We start from the raw sequence: 20,518 nt of genomic DNA on the forward strand, positions 1-20,518 counted from the left end.
CAAAGTCGGTGCTCCGAATTCGCGTAAGCGTCTGGGGACCGACACCCGAGAGGTGTCAGATCGGAAACCCAGAAAGGCAGTTCCGGATACAAGACGTACGGCCGATGTGAATGGATGCGTACTCGTCCGGGTGAATGCGGGAACGCGCGAGCGTGTCCTGTAGTCGACCGTCTGCGTCTGATATCCGGTGCCCGTTCCGCATCGCGGACGCGACTTTCTGATGTACACCTGTTGTATCTATGCTGTGCGCATGCCTGCCGCACCCTCTACCTCCGCCGCCCCCGCCACTCCCACCCCGCCCCCGGTCAAGCAGCCCCCGGCCGCGGAGCGCGTCTACCAGCACGTGAAGCAGGCCGTACTGGAGCGGCGGTACGAGGGCGGCACGCTCCTCACCGAGGGCGAGCTGGCCACCGACGTGGGCGTCTCCCGTACGCCGGTGCGCGAGGCGCTGCTCAAGCTGGAGGTCGAGGGGCTCCTGAAGCTGTACCCGAAGAAGGGCGCCCTGGTCCTGCCGGTCTCCGCGCAGGAGATCGCGGACGTGGTCGAGACCCGGCTGCTCGTCGAGGAGCACGCGGCGCGCAAGGCGGTGCCCGCGCCCGCGGGCCTGATCGCGCGCCTGGAGGAGCTCCTCGCCCAGCAGCGCGAGCAGGCCGCGGCCGGCGACCTGGCGGCCGCCGCCGTCAGCGACCGCTGCTTCCACGCGGAGATCGTCCGCAGCGGCGGCAACGAGATCCTCTCCCGCCTCTACGACCAGCTCCGCGACCGCCAGCTGCGGATGGGCGTCGCCGTGATGAAGTCGCACCCCGACCGCATCGCCAAGACCCTCGGTGAGCACGCCGAGATCCTCGAAGCGCTGCGCGCGGGCGACGCGGACGCGGCCGTCGCCGTCGTCCACCGCCACGTCGGCTGGGTCTCCAACCTGGCGCGGGGGGACGTGCGATGAGCCCCTCGCCGAGCAGGCTGCCGGGCGATCCACCGGGCGGCCGGAGGGCCGTCGCGGTCTGGTCGATCGGCGTCGCCGTCTACTTCGTCGCCGTCATCTTCCGCACCTCGCTGGGCGTCGCGGGCCTGGACGCCGCCGACCGCTTCCACGTCAGCGCCTCCGCCCTGTCGACGTTCTCGATCCTCCAGCTCCTCGTCTACGCGGGCATGCAGATACCCGTCGGCCTGATGGTCGACCGGCTCGGCACGAAGAAGGTCCTCACCCTCGGCGTCGTCCTCTTCACCGCGGGCCAGCTCTCCTTCGCCCTCGCGCCCTCGTACGGCATGGCGCTCGCCGCGCGTGCGCTGCTCGGCTGCGGGGACGCGATGACGTTCATCAGCGTGCTGCGCCTCGGCACCCGCTGGTTCCCGGCCCGGCGCGGCCCGCTCATCGCGCAGCTCGCCGGGCTCATCGGGATGGGCGGCAACCTGGTCTCCACCCTGGTGCTGTCCCGGATGCTGCACGGGCTCGGCTGGACCGCCGCGTTCGTCGGCAGCTCCCTCGCCGGCGTCGTCGTCCTCGTCCTGCTGCTGCTCTTCCTCCGCGACCACCCGGAAGGCCACGAGCCGCCACCGGTCAAGCAGGCCCAGGGCCCCGCGTTCGTACGCCGTCAGATCGCGGAGGCCTGGCGGGAGCCCGGCACCCGGCTCGGCCTGTGGGTGCACTTCACCACGCAGTTCCCGATGATGGTCTTCACGCTGCTGTGGGGGCTGCCGTTCCTGGTCGAGGCGCAGGGCCTGTCCCGCGCCGCCGCGGGCGAACTCCTCACCCTGACCGTCCTGTCGAGCATGACCATCGGCCTCGTCTACGGCCAGGTCGTCGCCCGCCACCACCGCGCCCGCACCCCGCTGGTCCTCGGCACGGTCGGCGCGACGGCTCTGGTCTGGGCGCTCACGCTCGGCTGGGGCTCTGCGGCGCCGGCGGCGCTGCTCGTCGTCCTCTGCGTGGTGCTCGGCACCTGCGGACCGGCCTCGATGATCGGCTTCGACTTCGCCCGCCCGGCTAACCCGCCGGAGCGCCAGGGCACCGCCTCCGGCATCGTCAACATGGGCGGCTTCGTCGCCTCCATGACGACGCTGCTCGCGGTCGGCGTGCTGCTCGACGCGACCGGCCAGAACTACCGGATCGCGTTCTGCTCGATCTTCGTCCTGGAGGCCCTGGGCATCACCCAGATCCTGCGGCTGCGCAGGCGCGCGGTCCGCTTGGAGAGCGAGCGGCTGGTGGCCAGCAGGGTCGAGGCGGTGCACGTACCGGCGTAGCCGGTTCAGCCCGAGCTACGGCGTCATCGGCAGGTTCTGCAGGATCGCCTCGGCCAGGTCCTGGTCGCCGTCGACCTTGAGCCGGTCCCGTACCGCGCCCGGACGCACACGGCCGCAGCACAGCCGGTAGAACGTCTCCCAGTCGCAGGCGAGCGTGACCGCAGGGCCGAGCGACGGGGCGTTGTCGACGGTGCCCTTGCCCTCGGCGTCGATACGGACCGTACGCAGGAAGTCGACCGGGCCGTCCACGTCGAAGACGACCGCCGAGTTCGCCGGCGCGCCGGCGCCCTTGGCGATCGACTTGGGGAGCCCGGAGATCAGCAGGTCCCGCGCCACGTACGCCCCGGGGGAGTCCAGGTTCGCGGGGGCGTCGAGGGCCGTGCGCAGGTCCTGCTCGTGCACCCACACGTCGAACGCCCGCTTGCGGAGCGCCTCTTCGAGCGGCTCCTGGTTGCCGAGCGGTCCGCGCACCTGGGTCTGCGGGTCACGCGTCTCGTTCCGCAGCTGCCGCGAGCGGCGGATGATCGTGTACTCCAGCTCGGCCGTCATCTCCGGCGAGGTGTGGTGCCGCCGCACATCGACCTGCACCTCCATGTACCGCTGCAGCTCCGTCTGTACGTGGTACAGGTCGCGGGGCAGCGAGTGGATCGGCCGGGGGTCGCCGAGCATCTCGCACTCGAGCCCGATGACATGGGAGACGATGTCCCGTACCGACCAGCCGTAGCAGGGCGTCGCCAGGTTCCAGGAGCCCTCCGCGAGCGGTGTCACCAGCTCGGATATGGCCTCCACGGAGTGGGTCCAGGCGTCGGCGTAGGTCTGGATGCTGGGATGGACGGTCACGTGACCCCTCGGGCGGTTCGTCTGTGCGTACGGGCATGGCAGGACTGCGGAGAAGGCTCGGACCCTTAAGTTACGCTGCCGCACGGGCCGCTTGCAGTGCTTTCGTGTGACGATCGTAGGCGGTGATGGGTACTCGAATGCCAGGACGGTGGTAGTGTGCGCGCCTCGCTGATCCAGATCGATGTAGACCCCGACGAATCGGTCAATTCCCGCCGCTCCAGGGTGGCTTCACTGGTACGCGATCAGGCCGGGTCCGACCTGGTGGTGCTGCCGGAGCTGTGGCCGGTTGGCGCGTTCGCCTACGAGTCCTTCGGCCGGGAGGCCGAGGCGCTGCGCGGGCCCACGCACGACGCGATGGCCGCCGCCGCGCACGACGCGGGCGTCTGGCTGCACGCCGGCTCGATCGTGGAGCGCGAGGACAGCGGCACGCTCTACAACACGACGCTGTTCTTCAACCCCGACGGCGCGCTCACCCGCACGTACCGCAAGATCCACCGCTTCGGCTTCGACAAGGGCGAGGCGGCGATGATGGGCGCGGGCTCCGAGCTCGTGACGGTGCCCCACCCGTCGACCGTGCTGGGCTTCGCCACCTGCTACGACCTGCGCTTCCCCGAGCTGTTCCGGGGCCTGGTCGACGCGGGCGCCGAGACCCTCGTCGTCTCCGCGGGCTGGCCGGAGCGGCGCCGCGCCCACTGGACGCTGCTCGCGCAGGCCCGCGCGGTGGAGAACCAGGCGTACGTCCTGGCGTGCTGCTCCGCCGGTTCGCACGCGGGGGTGCCGCAGGCGGGCCACAGCATCGTGGTCGACCCGTGGGGGGAGGTCCTTGCGGAGGCGGGGCCGGGGGAGGAGGTCCTCACGGTGGAGTTCGACCCGAGCACCGTCGCGACGACCCGAGACCGCTTCCCGGCCCTCAAGGACCGCGTCCTTCGCTGACCACCCCGGGGCTCCGCCCCGGACCCCGGCTGTCTTTCGGCTCCCCCGCCGTCGTGGCCGCTCGCGCAGTTCCCCGCGCCCCTGTCGGGGCACGTCCCCCCCCGCTGTGGGTGGGTGGGGGCGACGGCGGCCTCCCCACCCCACCTCGCTGTGGGCAGGCGTTCCGCAGGGCGGAACGGGTGGGCACAGCGCCACGACGGCGGGGAAGCCGACGACGGGCCGGGGAGCCTCTCCGGTGATTGAGGAGCGGGGGCGCCGGGGGCGGAGCCCCCTGGGGGTCAGTCGTGGCGGTCCCGCTCCGCGAGGCGGATCACGCAGACCGTGATGGCGATCAGAAGCGCCGGGTCGGCGTCCTCACGGACCACGTTCACGCCGTACGTGTCCCGCAGGGTCAACCAGCGCCGCGAGACCTCCGCGAGCAACTCCCCCTCGTACTCGACCGCGAACTCGCGATCCAGGATCTTGCCGCTGACGTCCAGCTCCGTGCCCTCGACCAGCGTCACGCGGTAGTGGTTGCGCAGCAGTGAGAGGCGTTTGCGGCGCACCGTGGCCAGCGGTTCCTCGCCGCGCTCGATGGTCATCGTGTCCCGCAGCGCGAACAGCTTCTTGCGGATGTCGATCAGCACCTCGCCCTGCGGATCCTTCAGCTCGAACGTCTCCCGCAGCCGCATCGCCTTCCCGTCCACGAGGAACGCCTTGCGGCCTTGCTCGTCCTCGATCCAGTAGTCGTCCCCGATGCCGAAGACCCGGTCGCGCACCACGTATCTCATGGCGGGAATGCGTACCCGCCCGCATGAGGTTGGATGGGGACATGGCTACACGTGCACGCGTTCGGGCCCCCGAGCTGATCGGCAAGGGCGGCTGGCTGAACACAGGAGAGCAGCAGTACACCCTCGCCGACCTGCGGGGACGCATCGTCGTCCTGGATTTCTGGACCTTCTGCTGCATCAACTGTCTGCACGTCCTGGACGAGCTCCGCGAGCTGGAGCAGAAGCACGCCGACACCGTCGTGATCATCGGCGTGCACTCCCCGAAGTTCGTGCACGAGGCCGAGCACCAGGCCGTCGTCGACGCCGTCGAGCGGTACGAGGTGCACCACCCGGTCCTCGACGACCCGGAGCTCGCCACCTGGAAGCAGTACGCGGTCCGCGCCTGGCCCACCCTCGTCGTCATCGACCCCGAGGGGTACGTGGTCGCGCAGCACGCCGGCGAGGGGCATGCGCACGCCATCGAGAAGCTCGTCGAGGAGCTGGAGGCCGAGCACGAGGCGAAGGGCACGCTGCGCCGCGGCGACGGCCCGTACGTCCCGCCGAAGCCCGTCGCCACCGACCTCCGCTTCCCCGGCAAGGCCCTCCTGCTGCCCACCGGGAACTTCCTTGTCTCCGACTCGACCCGGCACCAGCTGGTCGAGCTGGAGGCGGACGGCGAGACCGTCGTACGCCGCATCGGCAGCGGCGAGCGCGGCTTCACCCCGGACGCGTTCAGCGAACCGCAGGGCCTCGCGCTGCTTCCTGACGGCCAGGTGATCGTCGCGGACACGGTCAACCACGCGCTGCGCACGTACGACCCTCAGAGCGGGGCCGTCGAGACGGTCGCGGGCACCGGGCGGCAGTGGATGCAGGGCGAGCCCACCAGCGGCGCCGCCCGCGAGGTGAACCTCTCCTCCCCCTGGGACGTGGCGTACTTCGACGGCCTCGTCTGGATCGCCATGGCCGGCGTGCACCAGCTGTGGACGTACGACCCGGAGGCGGGCACCGTGCAGGTCGCCGCCGGCACCACCAACGAGGGCCTGGTCGACGGCCCGGCCGCCGGGGCCTGGTTCGCGCAGCCGTCCGGGCTCGCCGCGACCGAGGACCGGCTGTGGATCGCCGACTCGGAGACGAGTGCGCTCCGCTGGATCGACACGGACCGGGCCGTCCACACCGCCGTCGGCACCGGCCTCTTCGACTTCGGTCACCGCGACGGCGCGGCCGAACAGGCCCTGCTCCAGCACCCGTTGGGCGTCACGGCCCTGCCGGACGGCTCGGTCGCGATCAGCGACACGTACAACCACGCGCTGCGCCGCTTCGACCCGGCGAGCGGTGAAGTGACCACCCTGGCAACGGACTTGCGGGAGCCGAGCGACGCGGTCGTGGTCGGCGAGGACGTCGTGGTCGTCGAGTCCGCGCGGCACCGCCTCACCCGCCTGCGGCTGCCCGAGGAGGCCGTGCGCGTCGAGTCCGTCGCCCACCGCACCCAGCGCGCCGCGACCGAAGTCGCCCCGGGCGCCCTGCAGTTGGACGTGGTCTTCCAGGCGCCGACGGGCCAGAAGCTCGACACCCGCTACGGCCCTTCGACCCGCCTCCTGGTCTCCTCCACCCCGCCGGAGCTGCTCCTCGACGGCGAGGGCGCGGGCACCGACCTGGCCCGCGGCCTGGCCCTCAACCCCGAGGTCGCGGAGGGCGTCCTGCACGTCTCCGCGATGGCCGCGAGCTGCGACGACGACCCGGAGAACGAGTACCCGGCCTGCCACGTCCACCAGCAGGACTGGGGCGTCCCGGTCCGCATCGCCGAGGGCGGCGCGGAGCGGCTGCCGCTGGTGCTCGCGGGGATGGACCAGTAGCCGTACGCCTCTAGCCGCTAGTCGTTCACCCGGTCCTGCTCCTCCGCCGCGTCCTCACTGTCCTGCTCGTCCCTGGCCTGGTTGTCCCTGATCCGCCTGCGCAGGTTCTCCACGTCGGTCTGGATGCCGATGAGCAGTTCGTGCAGCTCGTCCAGCGTGTCCATCGGGACGATGGGGGTGTGGCTGCCGACTTCCGGCTCCAGCGTGTGCAGTTGGTCGAGGGCATCGCGCGCGGACTGGACGTTGAGGCGGAGGGTCTTACGGTGCTCGACGGCACGCTGACTGGGCGGAAGCGTGCGGCTCGCGGGCCTGGGGGTGGGGACAGGGGCGGGGTGGTCCGGCAAGCTGTGGAGGCCGGACTGTACCGCTCCGTTGGGCTCAGCACCCTCCCCGTCCAGCTTGTCGCCCGCCTGCTCCCCTCCCGCCGGTCCGGTCTGGGGCAGTGGCCCGGTGCCGTACGAGGCGGACGGTGCGCTGTCGGGCTTCGCCAGCTCGTCCGCAAGCTTGCGCGCACGGTCCGGGTCGGAGGCGGTGACGACATCCCACTCGTACAGCATCTCCGGGACCCCGTTGGCGTCCCGTGCGATCTTGTCCGGGGCGTCGAGGTCGACCTTGAAGTGGATGTAGGGCGGCCGGGCGGACGACTCAGCGGGACCCTTGCCGGTGAGGCTCTGCTTGACCGCAGCGTTCTGAGGCAGGTCGTCGCTGCGGAACGTGTTGGCGGCCCGTGCGAGAGTCCAGAGGCCGAGTTCGTTCTCCGGTGCCGAGAGGCCCTCGACGATCAGATGCGCGTCCGCGCGGAACGGCACACGGCCCTTGTCCATCGGTGCGGTCAGGGATGAGCCGACATTCCGTGTCAGCAGCTTGTCGGAGATCAACGCCACCCCGCCGGCCACCGCCAGCGTGCAGCGGGCGTTCATATCACCGGCCATCGCAGGCTCGATCAGTGTGGTGAAGTCATCCGTCGGAACAGGCTGCCAGCCCTTCGTGACGTCGCCCGAGAGCACACCACCGTTCTTCCACGCATTGCGCGCCTGCTTGGTGACCAGCTTCTTGTGGGAGCGCCAAGGCAGGTCAATGATCGGCCCGAGGAGATCCCCGAAGCCCTTCATGCTCATGCGCTGACCGCCCTTGATGGCCTTGGCCTGGTCCTTGAGAAGCTCAAGGAGGTCGGGCTGTGTCAGGGCGCTCACCAAATACACGGCACGCCAGAGCGCGGTACCCGGGGGTGCCGTCTCGCCCCCGAACACCTCGGGCAGCTTGCTGACGGGGAGCCGGCCCACGGCCAGCCCGTACACGGCGTTCAGTTCCTCGGTGTCCCAGCGCGGATCGCCGAGCTGGATCACCCGCTTGAGTGCCCGGGTGATGACTTCCAGATTCTGGGCGGCGTCGTCCCACGGTTTGAACTCGACGTGCACGGCGGCCAGTACGGACCGGATCGCGTCATCGAAGAGGTCCTCGGGATCCAGCACGCGGCTCGCATGCCCGGCGACGCCGACAGCGATCTGCGCGGGCACGACATACGACTGCGCGATCTGAGCGGCGCGCGGCCCCGGGGCTTCGCCCTGCATCTCCTCGTCGAAATCGGCCCGCGTCTCCGTGCGCCACTGGGCCCGGCGCTCGGCGATCTGCTGCCCGACCTTCTGGGCGTCCGGCCCTCCGAGGAACTCCCCGAGAAGTACCTTCTGGGCGAGGGCTGCCGCGCCGTCAATGCCTTCATCGGGCCCGGCGAGCACGGCCCAGGCGCTGGCGAGCCGGGTGATGCCGTCCCGTACGGCAAGGACGTGCAGCGACTCCGTACCGTCCTCGAAGGTGATCTCCACAGGGTGAACGATCAGATTCCGCGTGACCGACCGGGTCAGGATGGACACCGCGTAATCATTGATCGAGAGCGTGCCGTGGATCGTCTGCCAGACGTGGTTCCGCAGGTGCTCGAGGTCCTGGTAGTGGTAGCGGAGCGCAGCGCTCGGCTGGCCGTCGTGCGTGACACCGTGCACCTGCGGGTCGGCGACCTCCATGACCTCCATGCCGGTACGCGGCTGGGGACCGGGGAAGAGCTCGGTCATCAGCACACGCGTGACGACCGAGCTCAGCCGTGCCCCCTCGACGTGCTCGGTCATCAGCAGCCCGGCGGACCCGTCAGTGGGCTTGCTGAGCTGAAGAGCCAGTGCTTCAGGTTGAGTTGAGGCGCGGGCGATGGCCTCCCAGGAACCATCCGGAAGCTGAACTTCCGGATTCTTGCTGCCCGCAGCGTGTACAGCGGCGATGTGTCCGTCCGTCGCTTCCGCAGGCAACTCGGTGGGGAAGTCGGTTACTTGAACGGTTTCCGAGCCCCAGTGGACGTCTATGGGGTGGGCAGGGAGCTGGCCAGCGGGCATGCGATGAGCCTCCAAACGGCTGGACCCCGGCTGGCAGGCCGGGGCAGGAGTGGGATGGGGCGGCGAGCCCGGCAGTCGCCGGTGAACTCGCCGCCCACGGCGTGGTGAGGGGATCAGAGGGTGTCAGGGACAGTGGCCTCGGGCGGCAGCGGAGGCGGCCAATTCGGCTGCTGACCGGCCTCGTGCGCGTAGTTCCGGTGCAGGTGGAGGGCGCGAGCCAGGATCCGAGCGGGCTCCAGCAGGGCACGGACGTCCTTCTCCTCCATGCCCAGCAATTCCTTCAGCAGCGCCGAGCCCGAGGGCAGCCGCTCCGGGGCACTGCCCGGCGCCAGTAGGTACCAGCTGGGCCCTCCTGCCCAGGGGACCAATGCCAATCCGGAGAGCGAGGCCTCAATATGACGTTGCGTCAGGTAATGCAGCAGGTCGTTGACGGCCTCCTGGGTGTGCTTCCGCTTACGCATGAAGACGGCGCCAGGGGTCATGGGCAGGTCGGCCAGAAGGGCAGCATCGCGCGTAAAATTCAACCGCGCAATTGAGTACGCGTGGTGAATTCCCTTCCATGGAGGTCCTGAGGCCCTGCGGCTCGCTGCAGGCGGGTCGGCGGCGGCCCGCCAGCCGTCGATGGCCGTGGGTATCTCCCGGTTCAGCAGGGACATGGTGCCGCAAGTGAGGCCGCTGCGCGGGCTGTTGGAGAGACCCGCGATGGTCAAGCGGATGCCACGGGGGCCTTCTGCAGCACTGCCCGCAGCTATCGCCGTACGCCCCACTGCCGTGACGCCCGTGGTGGGCAGGTTCCGGTGCGGGCTACGCGGGGTGAGGCTGGCGCTGCTGTTCATCGACGACTCCTCGCAGGGCTCCGTGACCGCTGTGTCACGTGTTTCGTATGACAGTAGCGATTGCAGGAGAGTTGTGGAGCCGCTTTTAAGTGAACCAGCAGAAGATGGCTGGTTCTTGACGTTTAGTTACCTCTGCAGCGCAGGCGGTTGCTAGATCAGCCCCTTCTTCGCCCTGGGATTGTTCTCAAACAGCTGCGACACCGGACTCATACCGAATTTGTCCAGATTTGCGACAGCCGCGGCGACGTCGGCCACCTCGCCGAGCAAACTGTCCTGCTGGATGACCCAGACGAACTCGTTCTCCGATACCGGCAACGTCCGCGGCAGTGTGGTGAGCCCGAGGCGTTCGAACTCCTGGCTGATCGTGGCGCACAACTCTACGCTGAGCCGGGCACGTTGCGGGTTGGCCAGCTCCTTGATGAAGCGCATCGATATGCGCTTCACGCCGTGGTCGACCTCAACAGCGTGCTTGATAATAGTGAAGTCCATAACTCAGTAATGTACTGAGTTATGGACTCACTCTGCAAGGGTGGAAACCCCAACTCCGGTAGTGAAACTAGGAGTTCACCCCTCCAGGAACGCCCCGAGCGCGTTCGCGAGCAGATACGGGTCGGCCGTGCCGCACAGTTCGCGGGCGCTGTGCATCGACAGGATCGCGACGCCGATGTCGACCGTCTTGATGCCGTGCCGGGCCGCGGTGATCGGGCCGATGGTCGTGCCGCACGGCATCGAGTTGTTGGACACGAACGACTGGAACGGGACGCCCGCCCGCTCGCAGGCCGCGGCGAACACCGCACGCCCCGAACCGTCCGTGGCGTACCGGTTGTTGACGTTGACCTTGAGGATCGGGCCGCCCCCGGCGCGCGGCAGGTGCGTCGGGTCGTGCCGCTCCGCGTAGTTGGGGTGGACGGCGTGGCCGGTGTCGGAGGAGAGGCAGACGGTGCCGGCGAAGGCGCGGGCCTTGTCCTCGAGGGTGCCGCCGCGCGCGAAGACGGAACGTTCGAGCACGGAGCCGAGCAGCGGGCCGTCGGCGCCGGTGTCGGACTGCGAGCCGTTCTCCTCGTGGTCGAAGGCGGCCAGGACCGGGATGTACGGCAGGTCGTCCCCGGCGACGGCCGTGAGCGCCGCCGTACCGGCGTGCACCGAGAGCAGGTTGTCCATCCGCGGCCCGGCCAGCAGCTCCTTGTCGCGGCCGAGGTAGGCGGGCGGCTCGACGGAGTGCGTCATCAGGTCCCAGCCGGTGACCTCGCCCGCCGGGAGCGACAGCTCCTCCTCAAGGAAGCGGATCAGGTCGCCCTCGCGCGCGTCGCCGAGGCCCCAGATGGGCTGCATGTGCTTCTGCTTGTCGAGCTGCAGCCCCTTCTCGTAGATGGACCGGTCCATGTGGATGGCGAGTTGGGGTACGCGGAGCAGCGGCCGGTCGACGTTCACCAGGCGGGTCGTGCCGTCGCGCAGCGAGAGCCGGCCGGCGAGGCCGAGGTCCCGGTCGAGCCAGGAGTTGAGCAGCGGCCCGCCGTAGATCTCCACGGCCACCTGCCGCCAGCCGTGCGCGCCGCTGTCGGGCAGCGGCTTGACCCGCAGGTTCGGGGAGTCGGTGTGCGCGCCCACGATTCGGAACGGGGTGTGCGCGGCGGCGCCCTCCGGCACGTACCAGGCGACGACGGCGCCGCCGCGCAGCACGTACTTGCCGCCGCTCTTCCCGTCCCAGGCGTCGGTCTCCTCGACCTGCCGGAACCCGGCCTTCTCCAGGCGCTCCGCGACGCTCGCCACCGCGTGGTACGGCGAGGGGCTCGCGCTGAGGAAGGACATCAGGTCGTCGGTGTGTCCCCGGTCGAACCGGGAGGGCGATGAGCTCATGGTGTTCACCTTAACGACGTACGCGGGCCCCCTCCCGGAGATGGGAAGAGGGCCCGCGCAGTGGGGGTGGGAAGGGTGCCGAGGGGCGCCGAGGGGTGCTTAGAAAGCGGCCTCGTCCAGCTCCATCAGGTCCAGGCCCGACTCGCTGGTGGACTGCGCGAGCTTGCGAGCGCCCGTGACGCCGGGCAGGACGTTGGCGGCGAAGAACTTCGCGGCCGCGATCTTGCCGGTGTAGAACGCCTTGTCCTTGGAGGAGGCGGTCTCCAGCTTCTCGGCGGCCACGGCGGCGCCGCGCAGCAGCAGGTAGCCGACGACCACGTCACCGGAGGCCATGAGCAGGCGGGTGCTGTTGAGGCCGACCTTGTAGATGTTCTTGACGTCCTGCTCGGTCGCGGCGAGGTCGGTGAGCATCAGGCCGACGATGGCCTCCAGCTCGACGGCGGCCTTGGCGAGCTGCTCGCGGGCGGCGGCCAGCTCCTCGCCGCCGGTGGAGACGGCCAGGAACTTCTTGATCTCCTCGGCCAGGCCGTTCAGGGCGGCGCCCTGGTTGCGGACGATCTTCCGGAAGAAGAAGTCCTGGCCCTGGATGGCCGTGGTGCCCTCGTAGAGGGTGTCGATCTTGGCGTCCCGGATGTACTGCTCGATCGGGTACTCCTGCAGGAAGCCAGAGCCGCCGAAGGTCTGCAGCGACTGGGCGAGCTGCTCGTAGCCCTTCTCGGAGCCGTAGCCCTTCACGATCGGCAGGAGCAGGTCGTTGAGGGCTTCGAGGGCCTTGGTGTCCTCGCCCGCGGCTTCCTTCAGGGCGATCTCGTCCTGGACGGAGGCGGTGTGCAGGACCAGGGCGCGCATGCCCTCCGCGTACGCCTTCTGCGTCATCAGGGAGCGGCGCACGTCGGGGTGGTGCGTGATGGTGACCTTGGGCGCGGTCTTGTCCATGAACTGCGACAGGTCGGTGCCCTGCACGCGCTCCTTGGCGTACTCAAGAGCGTTCAGGTAGCCCGTCGAGAGCGTGGAGATCGCCTTCGTGCCGACCATCATGCGGGCGAACTCGATGATGCGGAACATCTGGCGGATGCCGTCGTGCTTGTCGCCGATCAGCCAGCCCTTGGCGGGGTGCTGGTCGCCGAAGGTCATCTCGCAGGTGTTGGAGGCCTTGAGGCCCATCTTGTGCTCGACGTTGGTGGCGTAGGCGCCGTTGCGCTCGCCCAGCTCGCCGGTCTCGAAGTCGAAGAGGTACTTCGGTACAAGGAAGAGGGACAGGCCCTTGGTGCCCGGACCGGCGCCTTCCGGCCGCGCGAGCACGTAGTGAAGGATGTTCTCCTCCATGTCGTGCTCACCGGACGTGATGAAGCGCTTCACGCCCTCGATGTGCCAGGAGCCGTCCTCCTGCTGCACGGCCTTGGTGCGGCCGGCGCCGACGTCCGAACCGGCGTCCGGCTCGGTGAGGACCATGGTGGAGCCCCAGGTCTTCTCGACCGCGATCTGGGCCCACTTCTTCTGCTCCTCGGTGCCCTCCTCGAAGAGGATGCGGGCGAACGCCGGGCCGGAGGAGTACATCCAGATCGCCGGGTTGGCGCCGAGGATCAGCTCCGCGTACGCCCAGATCAGGGACGGCGGGGCGGTGGTGCCGCCGATCTCCTCGGGCAGGCCGAGACGCCAGTACTCGGAGTCCATGAAGGCCTTGTAGCTCTTCTTGAAGGACGCCGGGACGGGCGCGGTGTTGGTCTCCGGGTCGAAGACCGGCGGGTTGCGGTCGGCGTCCGCGAAGGACTCGGCCAGGTCGTTCTCGGCGAGGCGGGTGAGCTCCGACAGGACGCTCTTGGCGGTCTCGGTGTCCATCTCCGCGAACGGGCCGCTGCCGTACAGCTTGTCGCGACCGAGCACCTCGAAGAGGTTGAACTCGATGTCCCGGAGGTTCGACTTGTAGTGCCCCATGGCGACGGCTCCGTAAGGGTTCGGGAGGCGGATTCTCATATACGTACCAGCAAGTAGCTACGATGATGCTACCCGTCGGTAATAAGGCGCAACCCCTGAACGCGGAACTGTGACGAGGCTCTAATCGGCGGACTTGTCCGGCGCGTTCGCTTGCGGCGGCTCGGACGCGTAGTGGGTGCGCAGCTCGGAGAAGATCCCGAAGGCGGCGGCGGTCAGCGGCACCGCGAGCAGCATGCCGAGGATCCCGGCCACCGAGGCGCCCGCGGTGATCGCCAGCATCACGACCGCCGGGTGCATCTGCACGGTCCGGCTCTGGATCACCGGCTGCAGCACGTGCCCTTCCAGCACCTGCACCGCGAGCACCACGCCGAGCGCCCAGAGCGCGATGGCGAATCCCCGGTCGGCGAGCGCCACGAGGATCGCCACGGCCCCGGAGATGAACGCCCCGAGATACGGGATGTACGCGCCGACGAAGACGAGCGCCCCGAGCCCCACCGCGCCGGGCACTTTCAGGATCAGCAGGCCGACGGTGATGAAGAGGGCGTCGATCAGCGCGATCAGGGTCGTCCCGCGCATGAAGCCCTCGATCGCCCCGAAGGCCTTGCGCCCCATCTGCTCCAGGGCGTCGCCGCGGCGCGGGACGAGCGAGTGCAGGGCGGCGACGGCGCGGTCGGAGTCGCGCAGGAAGAAGAAGACGAGCAGCAGCGCGAGGACGGCCATGGCGATGACCTCGCCGACGACGCTGACGCCGCTGATCACCCCGGAGGCCGCGGTGCCGCCGAACTTGGAGAGCAGTTCCTTGGAGTTCTTCGCGAGGTCGTCGAGCGAGGTGCCGGCCGCGCCGAGGTGCTCGGCGAGCGACTTCGCGGCCTCGCGCAGCGAGGAGACGATCTGGTCCCCGGTGTCGATCAGCGCGCTCACCACGATGTACGTGGCGCCGCCCGCGACGACGAGCACGGCGAGGCAGGTCAGCCCGGCGGCAAGGGACTTGTTCACGTGCATCGCGAGCAGCCGCCGGTAGAGGGGGCCGAGGAGCGCGGTGCCGAGGAGGGCGAGCAGGACGGGGGTGACGGCGGTCTTGAAGGTGATGCAGAGCCAGACGCCCAGGCCGGCGAGGGTGGCGAGCAGCAGGGCCACGACGCACCAGGCCGCCAGGCGCCGGACGGGGGTCGGTAACAGGGTCTGCACCCTGCCACCCGATCACGGGCGGGGGGTTGCGGCACGTCGTCGGCTGCCGCCCGTGTGATCCCGCCCCGTCGGCTGCCGCCCGTGTGGTCTCTCCCCGCCCCGCCCCTTCCCGAACTGGGGCTCCGCCCCAGACCCCGCTCCTCAAACGCCGGAGGGGCTGGATTTCCAGCCCCTTCAGGGGCGCGGGGAACTGCGCGATTGGCCACGACGGTGCGGCAGCCGAAGAACAGCCGGGGCGGGGGGTCCGGGGGCGGAGCCCCCGGGGGTCACATTCCGTGGACTGCCGGGATCGTGCCCAGACGGCCCCGCTGGAAGTCCTCGAAGGCCTGCTGCAGCTCCGCCTGGGTGTTCATCACGAACGGCCCGTAGTGCGCCATCGGCTCCCGGATCGGCCGGCCGCCGAGGATGACGATCTCCAGGTCCGGCGTGTGCCCGTCCTGCTTCTCGTCCGCGCGGACGGTGAGCGAGGAGCCCGCGCCGTAGACCGCCGTCTGACCCATCTGGATCGGGCGGCGCTCCTCGCCGACGGTGCCGCGGCCGGCCAGGACGTACGCCAGGCCGTTGAAGTCCGAGCGCCAGGGCAGGGTGACGGAGGCGCCGGGGCGGACCGTCGCGTGGATCATCGTGATCGGGGTGTGCGTGATGCCGGGGCCCTCGTGGCCGTCGAGCTCGCCGGCGATGACGCGGAGCAGCGCGCCGCCGTCCGGGGAGGTGAGCAGCTGGACCTGGCCGCCGCGGATGTCCTGGTAGCGCGGGTCCATCATCTTGTCGCTCGCGGGCAGGTTGACCCACAGCTGGAGACCGTGGAACAGGCCGCCGGACGTGACGAGTTGCTCCGGCGGGGCCTCGATGTGGAGCAGGCCGGAGCCCGCCGTCATCCACTGGGTGTCGCCGTTCTGGATGGTGCCGCCGCCGTTGGAGTCCTGGTGGACGAAGGTGCCGTCGATCAGGTACGTCACGGTCTCGAAGCCGCGGTGCGGGTGCCAGGGGGTGCCCTTGGGTTAGACCAGATGGGGGATCAAACGCGTTAGAGTCCCCGCTATGAGCAGACCAGGGGTGGTGACCGGCATGGACGTTCACGCCGGAGTTTACGGACGGCAGTCCGTGGGGCGGGCGAACAAGTCCGAGGTCAGCACGGTCACGCAGAGGGTGGCTGGTGTGGCGGAGGCCGAGAGGCGCGGCGCCGTGAGCGTCACCACGTACGAAGACCTCGGCATCTCGGCGTTCACGGGCGACGGCCGCCCGGACTTCGACCGGCTGATCAAGGACTGCCACGACGGCCGCATCAACCTGATCGTCGTCTACTACATAAGCCGCCTCTCGCGGATGGACCCGCTCGACGCCATCCCCATCGTCACGGACCTGCTCAACCTCGGCGTGACGATCGTCAGCCTCACCGAGGGCGAGTTCCGCAAGGGCAACCTGATGGACCTGATCCATCTGATCCTGCGGCTCGACGCGGCCCATAGCGAGAGCAAGAACAAGAGCGACGCCGTGCGGGGCGCGAAGAAGACGGCTGCGGCGCTGGGTGGCTACCTCGGCGGCAAGCCGCCCTACGGCTTCCGCATGGTGCCCGCCACCCGAACCACCCCTGAGGGCAAGCCCATCGTGATCCAGCTCCTGGAGCACGAGCCCGACGAGGTCGCCGTGATCCAGAACGTCTGCAGGGCGATCAAAGAGCACAAGGACATGCCGTACGAGCCGGGCGGCGGCCGCAGGCACCCCGGCTCCCTGACGGGTATCTGCGCGCAGTTGACGTCGGACGGGGTGCCCACGAAGGGGCAGACTGTCGGCAAGGAGACCAAGGACAGCGTCTGGGATCCGAAGACCCTCATGCGCATTCTCCGCGACCCGCGCATCGCCGGATACGCGGCGACGCCGACCTACCGCAGACGCGAGGACGGCAAGCTGACCAGCAAGGTCGAGAGCTACCGCATCCAACGGGACCCGGAAACGATGCAGCCGGTCGTGGCCTACCCGCCGATCATCCCGCCCGACGAATGGCACGAGCTGCAGAAGTGGCTCGACGGGCGGGGGCAGGGCAAGGGGCTGTCGCGCGGGCATGCCGTGCTGTCCGCGATGGACCTGCTGTTCTGCGACTGCGGTGCGGTCATGACGTCGCACCGCGCAACCGTCCCCAACCGGGGCGCGTACCGGTGCAGGCGGCGGAAGGCGCTGCCGGGTCAGCACGAGGGCGAGTGCACGATCAGCATGCAGGCACTGGACACCCACGTGGCCCGGCGAATCTTCGCCCTCGTCCAGACCGCCGAGGACGACCCCGAGACGGCGGTCGTCCTGGCCGAGGCCGCACGCCGCTACGCGGCACAGACCGAGCAGCCCGAGATCGCGGGCGAACGGCGCAGTCTCGTCGCCGAACGCGCCGACGCCAAGCAGGCGTTGGAGGAGCTGTACGACCGCGAGGAGGCCGGCGACTACGACGACCCGGTGGGTCGGCGCCGGTTCCGGGAACGCCGGGAGCGGCTGCTCGGCCGGATGGAACGGGCCGAGACCCGCCTCGCGGAGGTCGAGGAGGCGGCGACGCCGACCCTGCCGATCCACCTGTGGCTGCCGGTGGGCGCGGGAGACGTCGACCCGGTGGGGGAGGGCTCGTGGTGGGAGGCCGCGACGACCCAGGAGCGACGGGATTTCGTGAAGCTGTTCGTCCGGCGGATCACGGTCACGAAGGCGGCGGGCGCGGGGAAGTCGACGCCGGTCGAGCGGCGGACGCGGATCGAGTTCGTGAGCGCTGCGGGGGATGCGGTCGAGGCGGAGGAACTGGGCGACGAGGCCGCTGCTGCGTGATGCCGGTCACGGGAGCGCGGTGAAGTCACGACCCGAGATCGGGAAAAGCGCTGCGAATAAGGGCAAAAGGCCGAGGGAGGCTACACCCGAATCGCCGGTTACCCAAACCGGCGATTCTCCGGACCCTGGCTATTCCAAAGCGGCGATGTCCGTCGCGCTGTGAGTAGCCGGGAGCCCTCTTTTGTCTGCATCAGAAACCCACGCCAGGAGTTCGGCCCGCGCCGACCGAATCGCCCTCATGCCGGCGACGGAACCTGTCCGTTTCCGTATGCCACCCACGTCGACTGTTGATATCGCGGGAGACGTTGAGTTCGGCCGCGTCGTGGGCAACAAGCTGTTGTCCGAGCCGGTGTGGCGCCTGATCTCCGATTCGCCGTCAGTGGCCGAGGAATTCGGACGTTCGACCCTGTCCATCGTCATCGCCGGGCCGGAAGCCATCGGCATGGAGATGAAGTTGTGGGATTCCCGTGGTCTCGCCCACCACTGTGACGGCCGGGTGTTCCTGTCGCCCTCGGGCAGGGCCGGATCGCGGTGTGGCTGCCCACCGCTCATGGCTGAACGCAAGGAGCGGGCCAGGTTTGGCCAGGGGCCGCAGCCCGTCACGACTGTTCTGTTCCGGCTGGTCGGCGAGGCTGCTCAGGATGCGGCCATGCTCCGCTTCCGATCGTCTTCGTGGCGATTCGCTGAGACGGTCGAAGCTCTCCGTGCGGACCTCGCGAGGGTTCACGGTCCCGCCCTCTGCGAACTCACCGTGGAATCCATCGAGTTCACCACAAGGAACGGTCGGCGGGTCGCGTACTACAAGCCAGCGGTCAAGGTGCGCGGGCCGTGGTCGCTTGACCTCGCGGCGTAGGACGGAATACGCCAACTCCCTTTAGTGGGTGGGGTTTCTGCCGTCAGAGATCTGGCCAATTGAAGCTGGACTTGTGCCCGCTGGGTGTGGCTGTGTGTGGTGCCCGCCGGTACGCGGGGCCGAAATTCGGTCCGATCCGCGACGAGGTCAAGCCTCCGCCCCTTTCCCTTCCCGCCCTTGAACGACGGTGAGCTACCGGCCCCAAAGCCTCCGCCCACCGAGTAAGGACGCGCCCCATGGCACGGATACGCACCATCAAGCCCGAAGCCTTCATCTCCGAATCGTTGGCTGCAGTAAGCGTGCTCGCCGAGCGGACCTTCGTCGGCCTGCTCACCCAGGCCGACGATCACGGCCGCTTCCGGGACCAGGCCGCCGTCATCGCAGGGGCCCTGTGGTCGCTGCGCCCCGAGCACGGTCCGCTGGAGGTCGAGGACGACCTGACCCAGCTCGAAGCGGCGGGGCTGATCTGCCGGTACGGGGGCGAGGACGGGAAGCGATATCTGCACATCGTCACGTGGTCCAAGCACCAGAAGATCAACCGACCCAGCGGCAGTCGCCACCCGGCCTGCCCGCACCACCAGGGCCGTCGACCCACTGGGCCCTCCGCGCCTGTTCGCGGAGGAGTGCGTGAGGGCTCCGGCGGACGACGTGAGTCGTCCGTGAGTCACGACTTCGCAGGTCAGGGCGGATTCCGTGAGCCTTCACCACAAGCGCCGGAGGATGTCGTGAAGCCTCATGGTCCGGATCTAGGACCTAGGACCATGGATCTTGGATCTACCCCTTCGGGGGGCGCCAGCGCGCCCGCGCCCGACACAACCTCGGCTCAGCATCTGATCGCCGAATACGTGACCGCATGTCCTCACCGGCCGCCGAACGACTTCCTCGGCCACCTCGGACGGGAGGTGAACAAGCTGGTCGGCGAGGGCATCGACGTAGACCACCTGCGTGCCGGGCTCGCCCTGCACCGGGCCAAGGGCGCGCACCCCAGCGTGCTGCCGAGCATGGTGCACGAGGCAATGAACGCCACGAGCACGCCCCACCGTGAGCCGAGGGGGACTGCACCCACCTTGGCCCGCCACACCGCGTGGACCAACCCGACCGACCCCGCCGCCTACGCCGAGGAGCTCTGAACATGGCCGAACCTCAGCTCCTCGCCGAGCGGATGTCCCGCATCCTCACCGGTCGCGGTCTCCCCGCCGACGCCGCCGACCTCGCCCCCACCGATACCGAGGCAGACCCGTACGGCGCCACCGCCCTGGAACTGGCCGCCGCCCGCATCCCGGCTCGCTTCCGGCACGCGTACGCCGAACACCCGGACATCAGCGCGTGGGTGGGCGAGATCGCTCGCGTCGGACGTCCGGGTCCTGGCGGCGCGCCGGGCATCGCAGAGGGCCCCTCGCTGCTGATCGCCGGACCGACCGGCACCGGCAAGACGTACCAGGCGTACGGGGCCGTGCGCGCCTTGCTAGCTGCCGGGGTCCGGCTGCGGTGGCAGGCAGTCACGGCCGCCGACCTGTACGCGAACCTCCGCCCCCGCTCCGGCCACGACCCCGAGCGCGAGCTGTACACGCTGATGCGCTGCCCGCTGCTGCTGCTAGACGACCTCGGCGCGGCGAAGGCCAGCGAGTGGACCGAGGAGCTCACCTACCGGCTGATCAATCACCGGTACGAGCACCTGCGCCCCACGCTCATCACCACCAACCTGCCTATCCGAGACCTGCGTTCGAAGCTCGGCGACCGCGTCGCTTCGCGCCTCGCGGAGATGACCGACCGCGTCACGCTGACCGGTGACGACAGACGGCGGAGCGCTGTCCGCGCCGTCGAGTGACCCGGTTGCGCTCCCGCGTGCCGCGAGCTGTGCCCTGACCGTCCGCGCGCTTTCCGCCGCCATCTGCGGCGGCGACGAAGCCGACCGCTCCGAGGTCGAGAAGGCCAGGCGTGAGCTGGACCGCCTCGTCAGGGCTGGGATCGCCAACCAGTACACCGGCGCCGCAGGCGGCAGCGGAGGCGAACAGCAGGCCCGCTACCGCACCTCTCCGTAAACGCTTCCCCG

General features: G+C 69.6%; 17 protein-coding genes and 1 pseudogene. 9 read left to right on the forward strand and 9 right to left on the reverse strand.

From position 1 onward, the window contains the following. Positions 1 to 250 precede the first annotated feature (250 nt). Positions 251 to 943, forward strand: a complete 693-nt coding sequence (locus tag QIS96_RS03220) for a GntR family transcriptional regulator (RefSeq protein WP_282540766.1) — start codon at positions 251 to 253, stop codon at positions 941 to 943. Further along, complete coding sequence (locus QIS96_RS03225; protein WP_282540767.1) at positions 940 to 2,241, forward strand: MFS transporter; 1,302 nt, start codon at positions 940 to 942, stop codon at positions 2,239 to 2,241. The genes QIS96_RS03220 and QIS96_RS03225 overlap by 4 nt, the downstream gene beginning before the upstream one ends. Positions 2,242 to 2,256: 15 nt before the next feature. Here QIS96_RS03225 and QIS96_RS03230 read toward each other — a convergent pair whose 3' ends face one another. Continuing rightward, on the reverse strand, positions 2,257 to 3,081 hold the full coding sequence (locus QIS96_RS03230; protein WP_282540768.1) for a maleylpyruvate isomerase family mycothiol-dependent enzyme: 825 nt from the start codon (positions 3,079 to 3,081) through the stop codon (positions 2,257 to 2,259). Between the two features lie 156 nt (positions 3,082 to 3,237). Between QIS96_RS03230 and QIS96_RS03235 the strand changes: the two genes are divergently transcribed. Beyond that, positions 3,238 to 4,014, forward strand: a complete 777-nt coding sequence (locus QIS96_RS03235) for a carbon-nitrogen family hydrolase (protein ID WP_282540769.1) — start codon at positions 3,238 to 3,240, stop codon at positions 4,012 to 4,014. Between the two features lie 278 nt (positions 4,015 to 4,292). On the opposite strand, the gene QIS96_RS03240 is transcribed toward QIS96_RS03235, so the two are convergent. Beyond that, positions 4,293 to 4,784, reverse strand: a complete 492-nt coding sequence (locus QIS96_RS03240; protein WP_282540770.1) for an LURP-one-related/scramblase family protein — start codon at positions 4,782 to 4,784, stop codon at positions 4,293 to 4,295. Positions 4,785 to 4,825: 41 nt separating this feature from the next. Here QIS96_RS03240 and QIS96_RS03245 point away from each other — a divergent pair, with 41 nt between their 5' ends. Continuing rightward, positions 4,826 to 6,616, forward strand: a complete 1,791-nt coding sequence (locus tag QIS96_RS03245; RefSeq protein ID WP_282540771.1) for an NHL domain-containing thioredoxin family protein — start codon at positions 4,826 to 4,828, stop codon at positions 6,614 to 6,616. A 17-nt stretch (positions 6,617 to 6,633) separates the two neighbouring features. Here the strand turns inward: QIS96_RS03245 and QIS96_RS03250 are convergent, their stop codons facing one another. The 7 genes and pseudogenes from QIS96_RS03250 to QIS96_RS03280 all read right to left on the reverse strand — a co-directional run. Continuing rightward, the gene (locus tag QIS96_RS03250) at positions 6,634 to 8,736 is read right to left on the reverse strand and encodes a hypothetical protein (RefSeq protein ID WP_282540772.1); all 2,103 of its coding nucleotides are present in this window, start codon (positions 8,734 to 8,736) and stop codon (positions 6,634 to 6,636) included. Between the two features lie 371 nt (positions 8,737 to 9,107). Further along, positions 9,108 to 9,830, reverse strand: coding sequence for a hypothetical protein (locus tag QIS96_RS03255; protein ID WP_282540773.1), 723 nt, complete (start codon positions 9,828 to 9,830; stop codon positions 9,108 to 9,110). Between the two features lie 150 nt (positions 9,831 to 9,980). After that, positions 9,981 to 10,319: a hypothetical protein gene (locus QIS96_RS03260; protein ID WP_282540774.1), complete on the reverse strand. Its 339-nt coding sequence runs from the start codon at positions 10,317 to 10,319 to the stop codon at positions 9,981 to 9,983. A gap of 75 nt (positions 10,320 to 10,394) precedes the next feature. After that, positions 10,395 to 11,687: a M18 family aminopeptidase gene (locus tag QIS96_RS03265; RefSeq protein ID WP_282540775.1), complete on the reverse strand. Its 1,293-nt coding sequence runs from the start codon at positions 11,685 to 11,687 to the stop codon at positions 10,395 to 10,397. A 99-nt stretch (positions 11,688 to 11,786) separates the two neighbouring features. After that, positions 11,787 to 13,622 carry an acyl-CoA dehydrogenase gene (locus QIS96_RS03270; RefSeq protein WP_282540776.1) on the reverse strand — a complete coding sequence of 612 codons (1,836 nt, stop codon included), beginning with the start codon at positions 13,620 to 13,622 and terminating at the stop codon, positions 11,787 to 11,789. A 120-nt stretch (positions 13,623 to 13,742) separates the two neighbouring features. Continuing rightward, positions 13,743 to 14,810, reverse strand: a complete 1,068-nt coding sequence (locus tag QIS96_RS03275; protein WP_282540777.1) for an AI-2E family transporter — start codon at positions 14,808 to 14,810, stop codon at positions 13,743 to 13,745. A 266-nt stretch (positions 14,811 to 15,076) separates the two neighbouring features. Next, positions 15,077 to 15,811: pseudogene (locus tag QIS96_RS03280) on the reverse strand (pirin family protein); the annotation flags it as partial. Positions 15,812 to 15,851: 40 nt separating this feature from the next. On the opposite strand from QIS96_RS03280, the gene QIS96_RS03285 reads away from it, so the two are divergent. From QIS96_RS03285 to QIS96_RS03305, 5 genes are all read left to right on the forward strand, one after another. Beyond that, positions 15,852 to 17,612: a recombinase family protein gene (locus QIS96_RS03285; RefSeq protein WP_282540778.1), complete on the forward strand. Its 1,761-nt coding sequence runs from the start codon at positions 15,852 to 15,854 to the stop codon at positions 17,610 to 17,612. Positions 17,613 to 17,934: 322 nt separating this feature from the next. After that, positions 17,935 to 18,465: a hypothetical protein gene (locus QIS96_RS03290; RefSeq protein ID WP_282540779.1), complete on the forward strand. Its 531-nt coding sequence runs from the start codon at positions 17,935 to 17,937 to the stop codon at positions 18,463 to 18,465. 236 nt (positions 18,466 to 18,701) lie between these two features. After that, on the forward strand, positions 18,702 to 19,595 hold the full coding sequence (locus QIS96_RS03295; protein WP_282540780.1) for a hypothetical protein: 894 nt from the start codon (positions 18,702 to 18,704) through the stop codon (positions 19,593 to 19,595). A gap of 2 nt (positions 19,596 to 19,597) precedes the next feature. Continuing rightward, positions 19,598 to 20,293 carry an ATP-binding protein gene (locus QIS96_RS03300; RefSeq protein ID WP_282540781.1) on the forward strand — a complete coding sequence of 232 codons (696 nt, stop codon included), beginning with the start codon at positions 19,598 to 19,600 and terminating at the stop codon, positions 20,291 to 20,293. Continuing rightward, a complete protein-coding gene (locus QIS96_RS03305; RefSeq protein WP_282540782.1) occupies positions 20,253 to 20,507 on the forward strand; it encodes a hypothetical protein in 255 nt (84 codons plus the stop codon). Before QIS96_RS03300 ends, QIS96_RS03305 begins: the two co-directional genes overlap by 41 nt. The last annotated feature ends 11 nt before the right edge of the window (positions 20,508 to 20,518 follow it).

It is taken from the genome of Streptomyces cavernicola (assembly GCF_029968035.1).
GTDB classification, from domain to species: Bacteria; Actinomycetota; Actinomycetes; order Streptomycetales; family Streptomycetaceae; genus Streptomyces; species Streptomyces cavernicola.

Coding starts and splice junctions, on each gene's coding strand:
- QIS96_RS03245 (WP_282540771.1), top strand. CDS start 4,826: ATGGCTACACGTGCACGCGTTCGGGCCCCCGAGCTGATCGGCAAGGGC.
- QIS96_RS03250 (WP_282540772.1), bottom strand. CDS start 8,736: ATGACCGAGCACGTCGAGGGGGCACGGCTGAGCTCGGTCGTCACGCGT.
- QIS96_RS03285 (WP_282540778.1), top strand. CDS start 15,852: ATGAGCAGACCAGGGGTGGTGACCGGCATGGACGTTCACGCCGGAGTT.
- QIS96_RS03265 (WP_282540775.1), bottom strand. CDS start 11,687: ATGAGCTCATCGCCCTCCCGGTTCGACCGGGGACACACCGACGACCTG.
- QIS96_RS03220 (WP_282540766.1), top strand. CDS start 251: ATGCCTGCCGCACCCTCTACCTCCGCCGCCCCCGCCACTCCCACCCCG.
- QIS96_RS03255 (WP_282540773.1), bottom strand. CDS start 9,830: ATGAACAGCAGCGCCAGCCTCACCCCGCGTAGCCCGCACCGGAACCTG.
- QIS96_RS03300 (WP_282540781.1), top strand. CDS start 19,598: ATGGCCGAACCTCAGCTCCTCGCCGAGCGGATGTCCCGCATCCTCACC.
- QIS96_RS03240 (WP_282540770.1), bottom strand. CDS start 4,784: ATGAGATACGTGGTGCGCGACCGGGTCTTCGGCATCGGGGACGACTAC.
- QIS96_RS03270 (WP_282540776.1), bottom strand. CDS start 13,622: ATGGGGCACTACAAGTCGAACCTCCGGGACATCGAGTTCAACCTCTTC.
- QIS96_RS03295 (WP_282540780.1), top strand. CDS start 18,702: ATGGCACGGATACGCACCATCAAGCCCGAAGCCTTCATCTCCGAATCG.
- QIS96_RS03260 (WP_282540774.1), bottom strand. CDS start 10,319: ATGGACTTCACTATTATCAAGCACGCTGTTGAGGTCGACCACGGCGTG.
- QIS96_RS03225 (WP_282540767.1), top strand. CDS start 940: ATGAGCCCCTCGCCGAGCAGGCTGCCGGGCGATCCACCGGGCGGCCGG.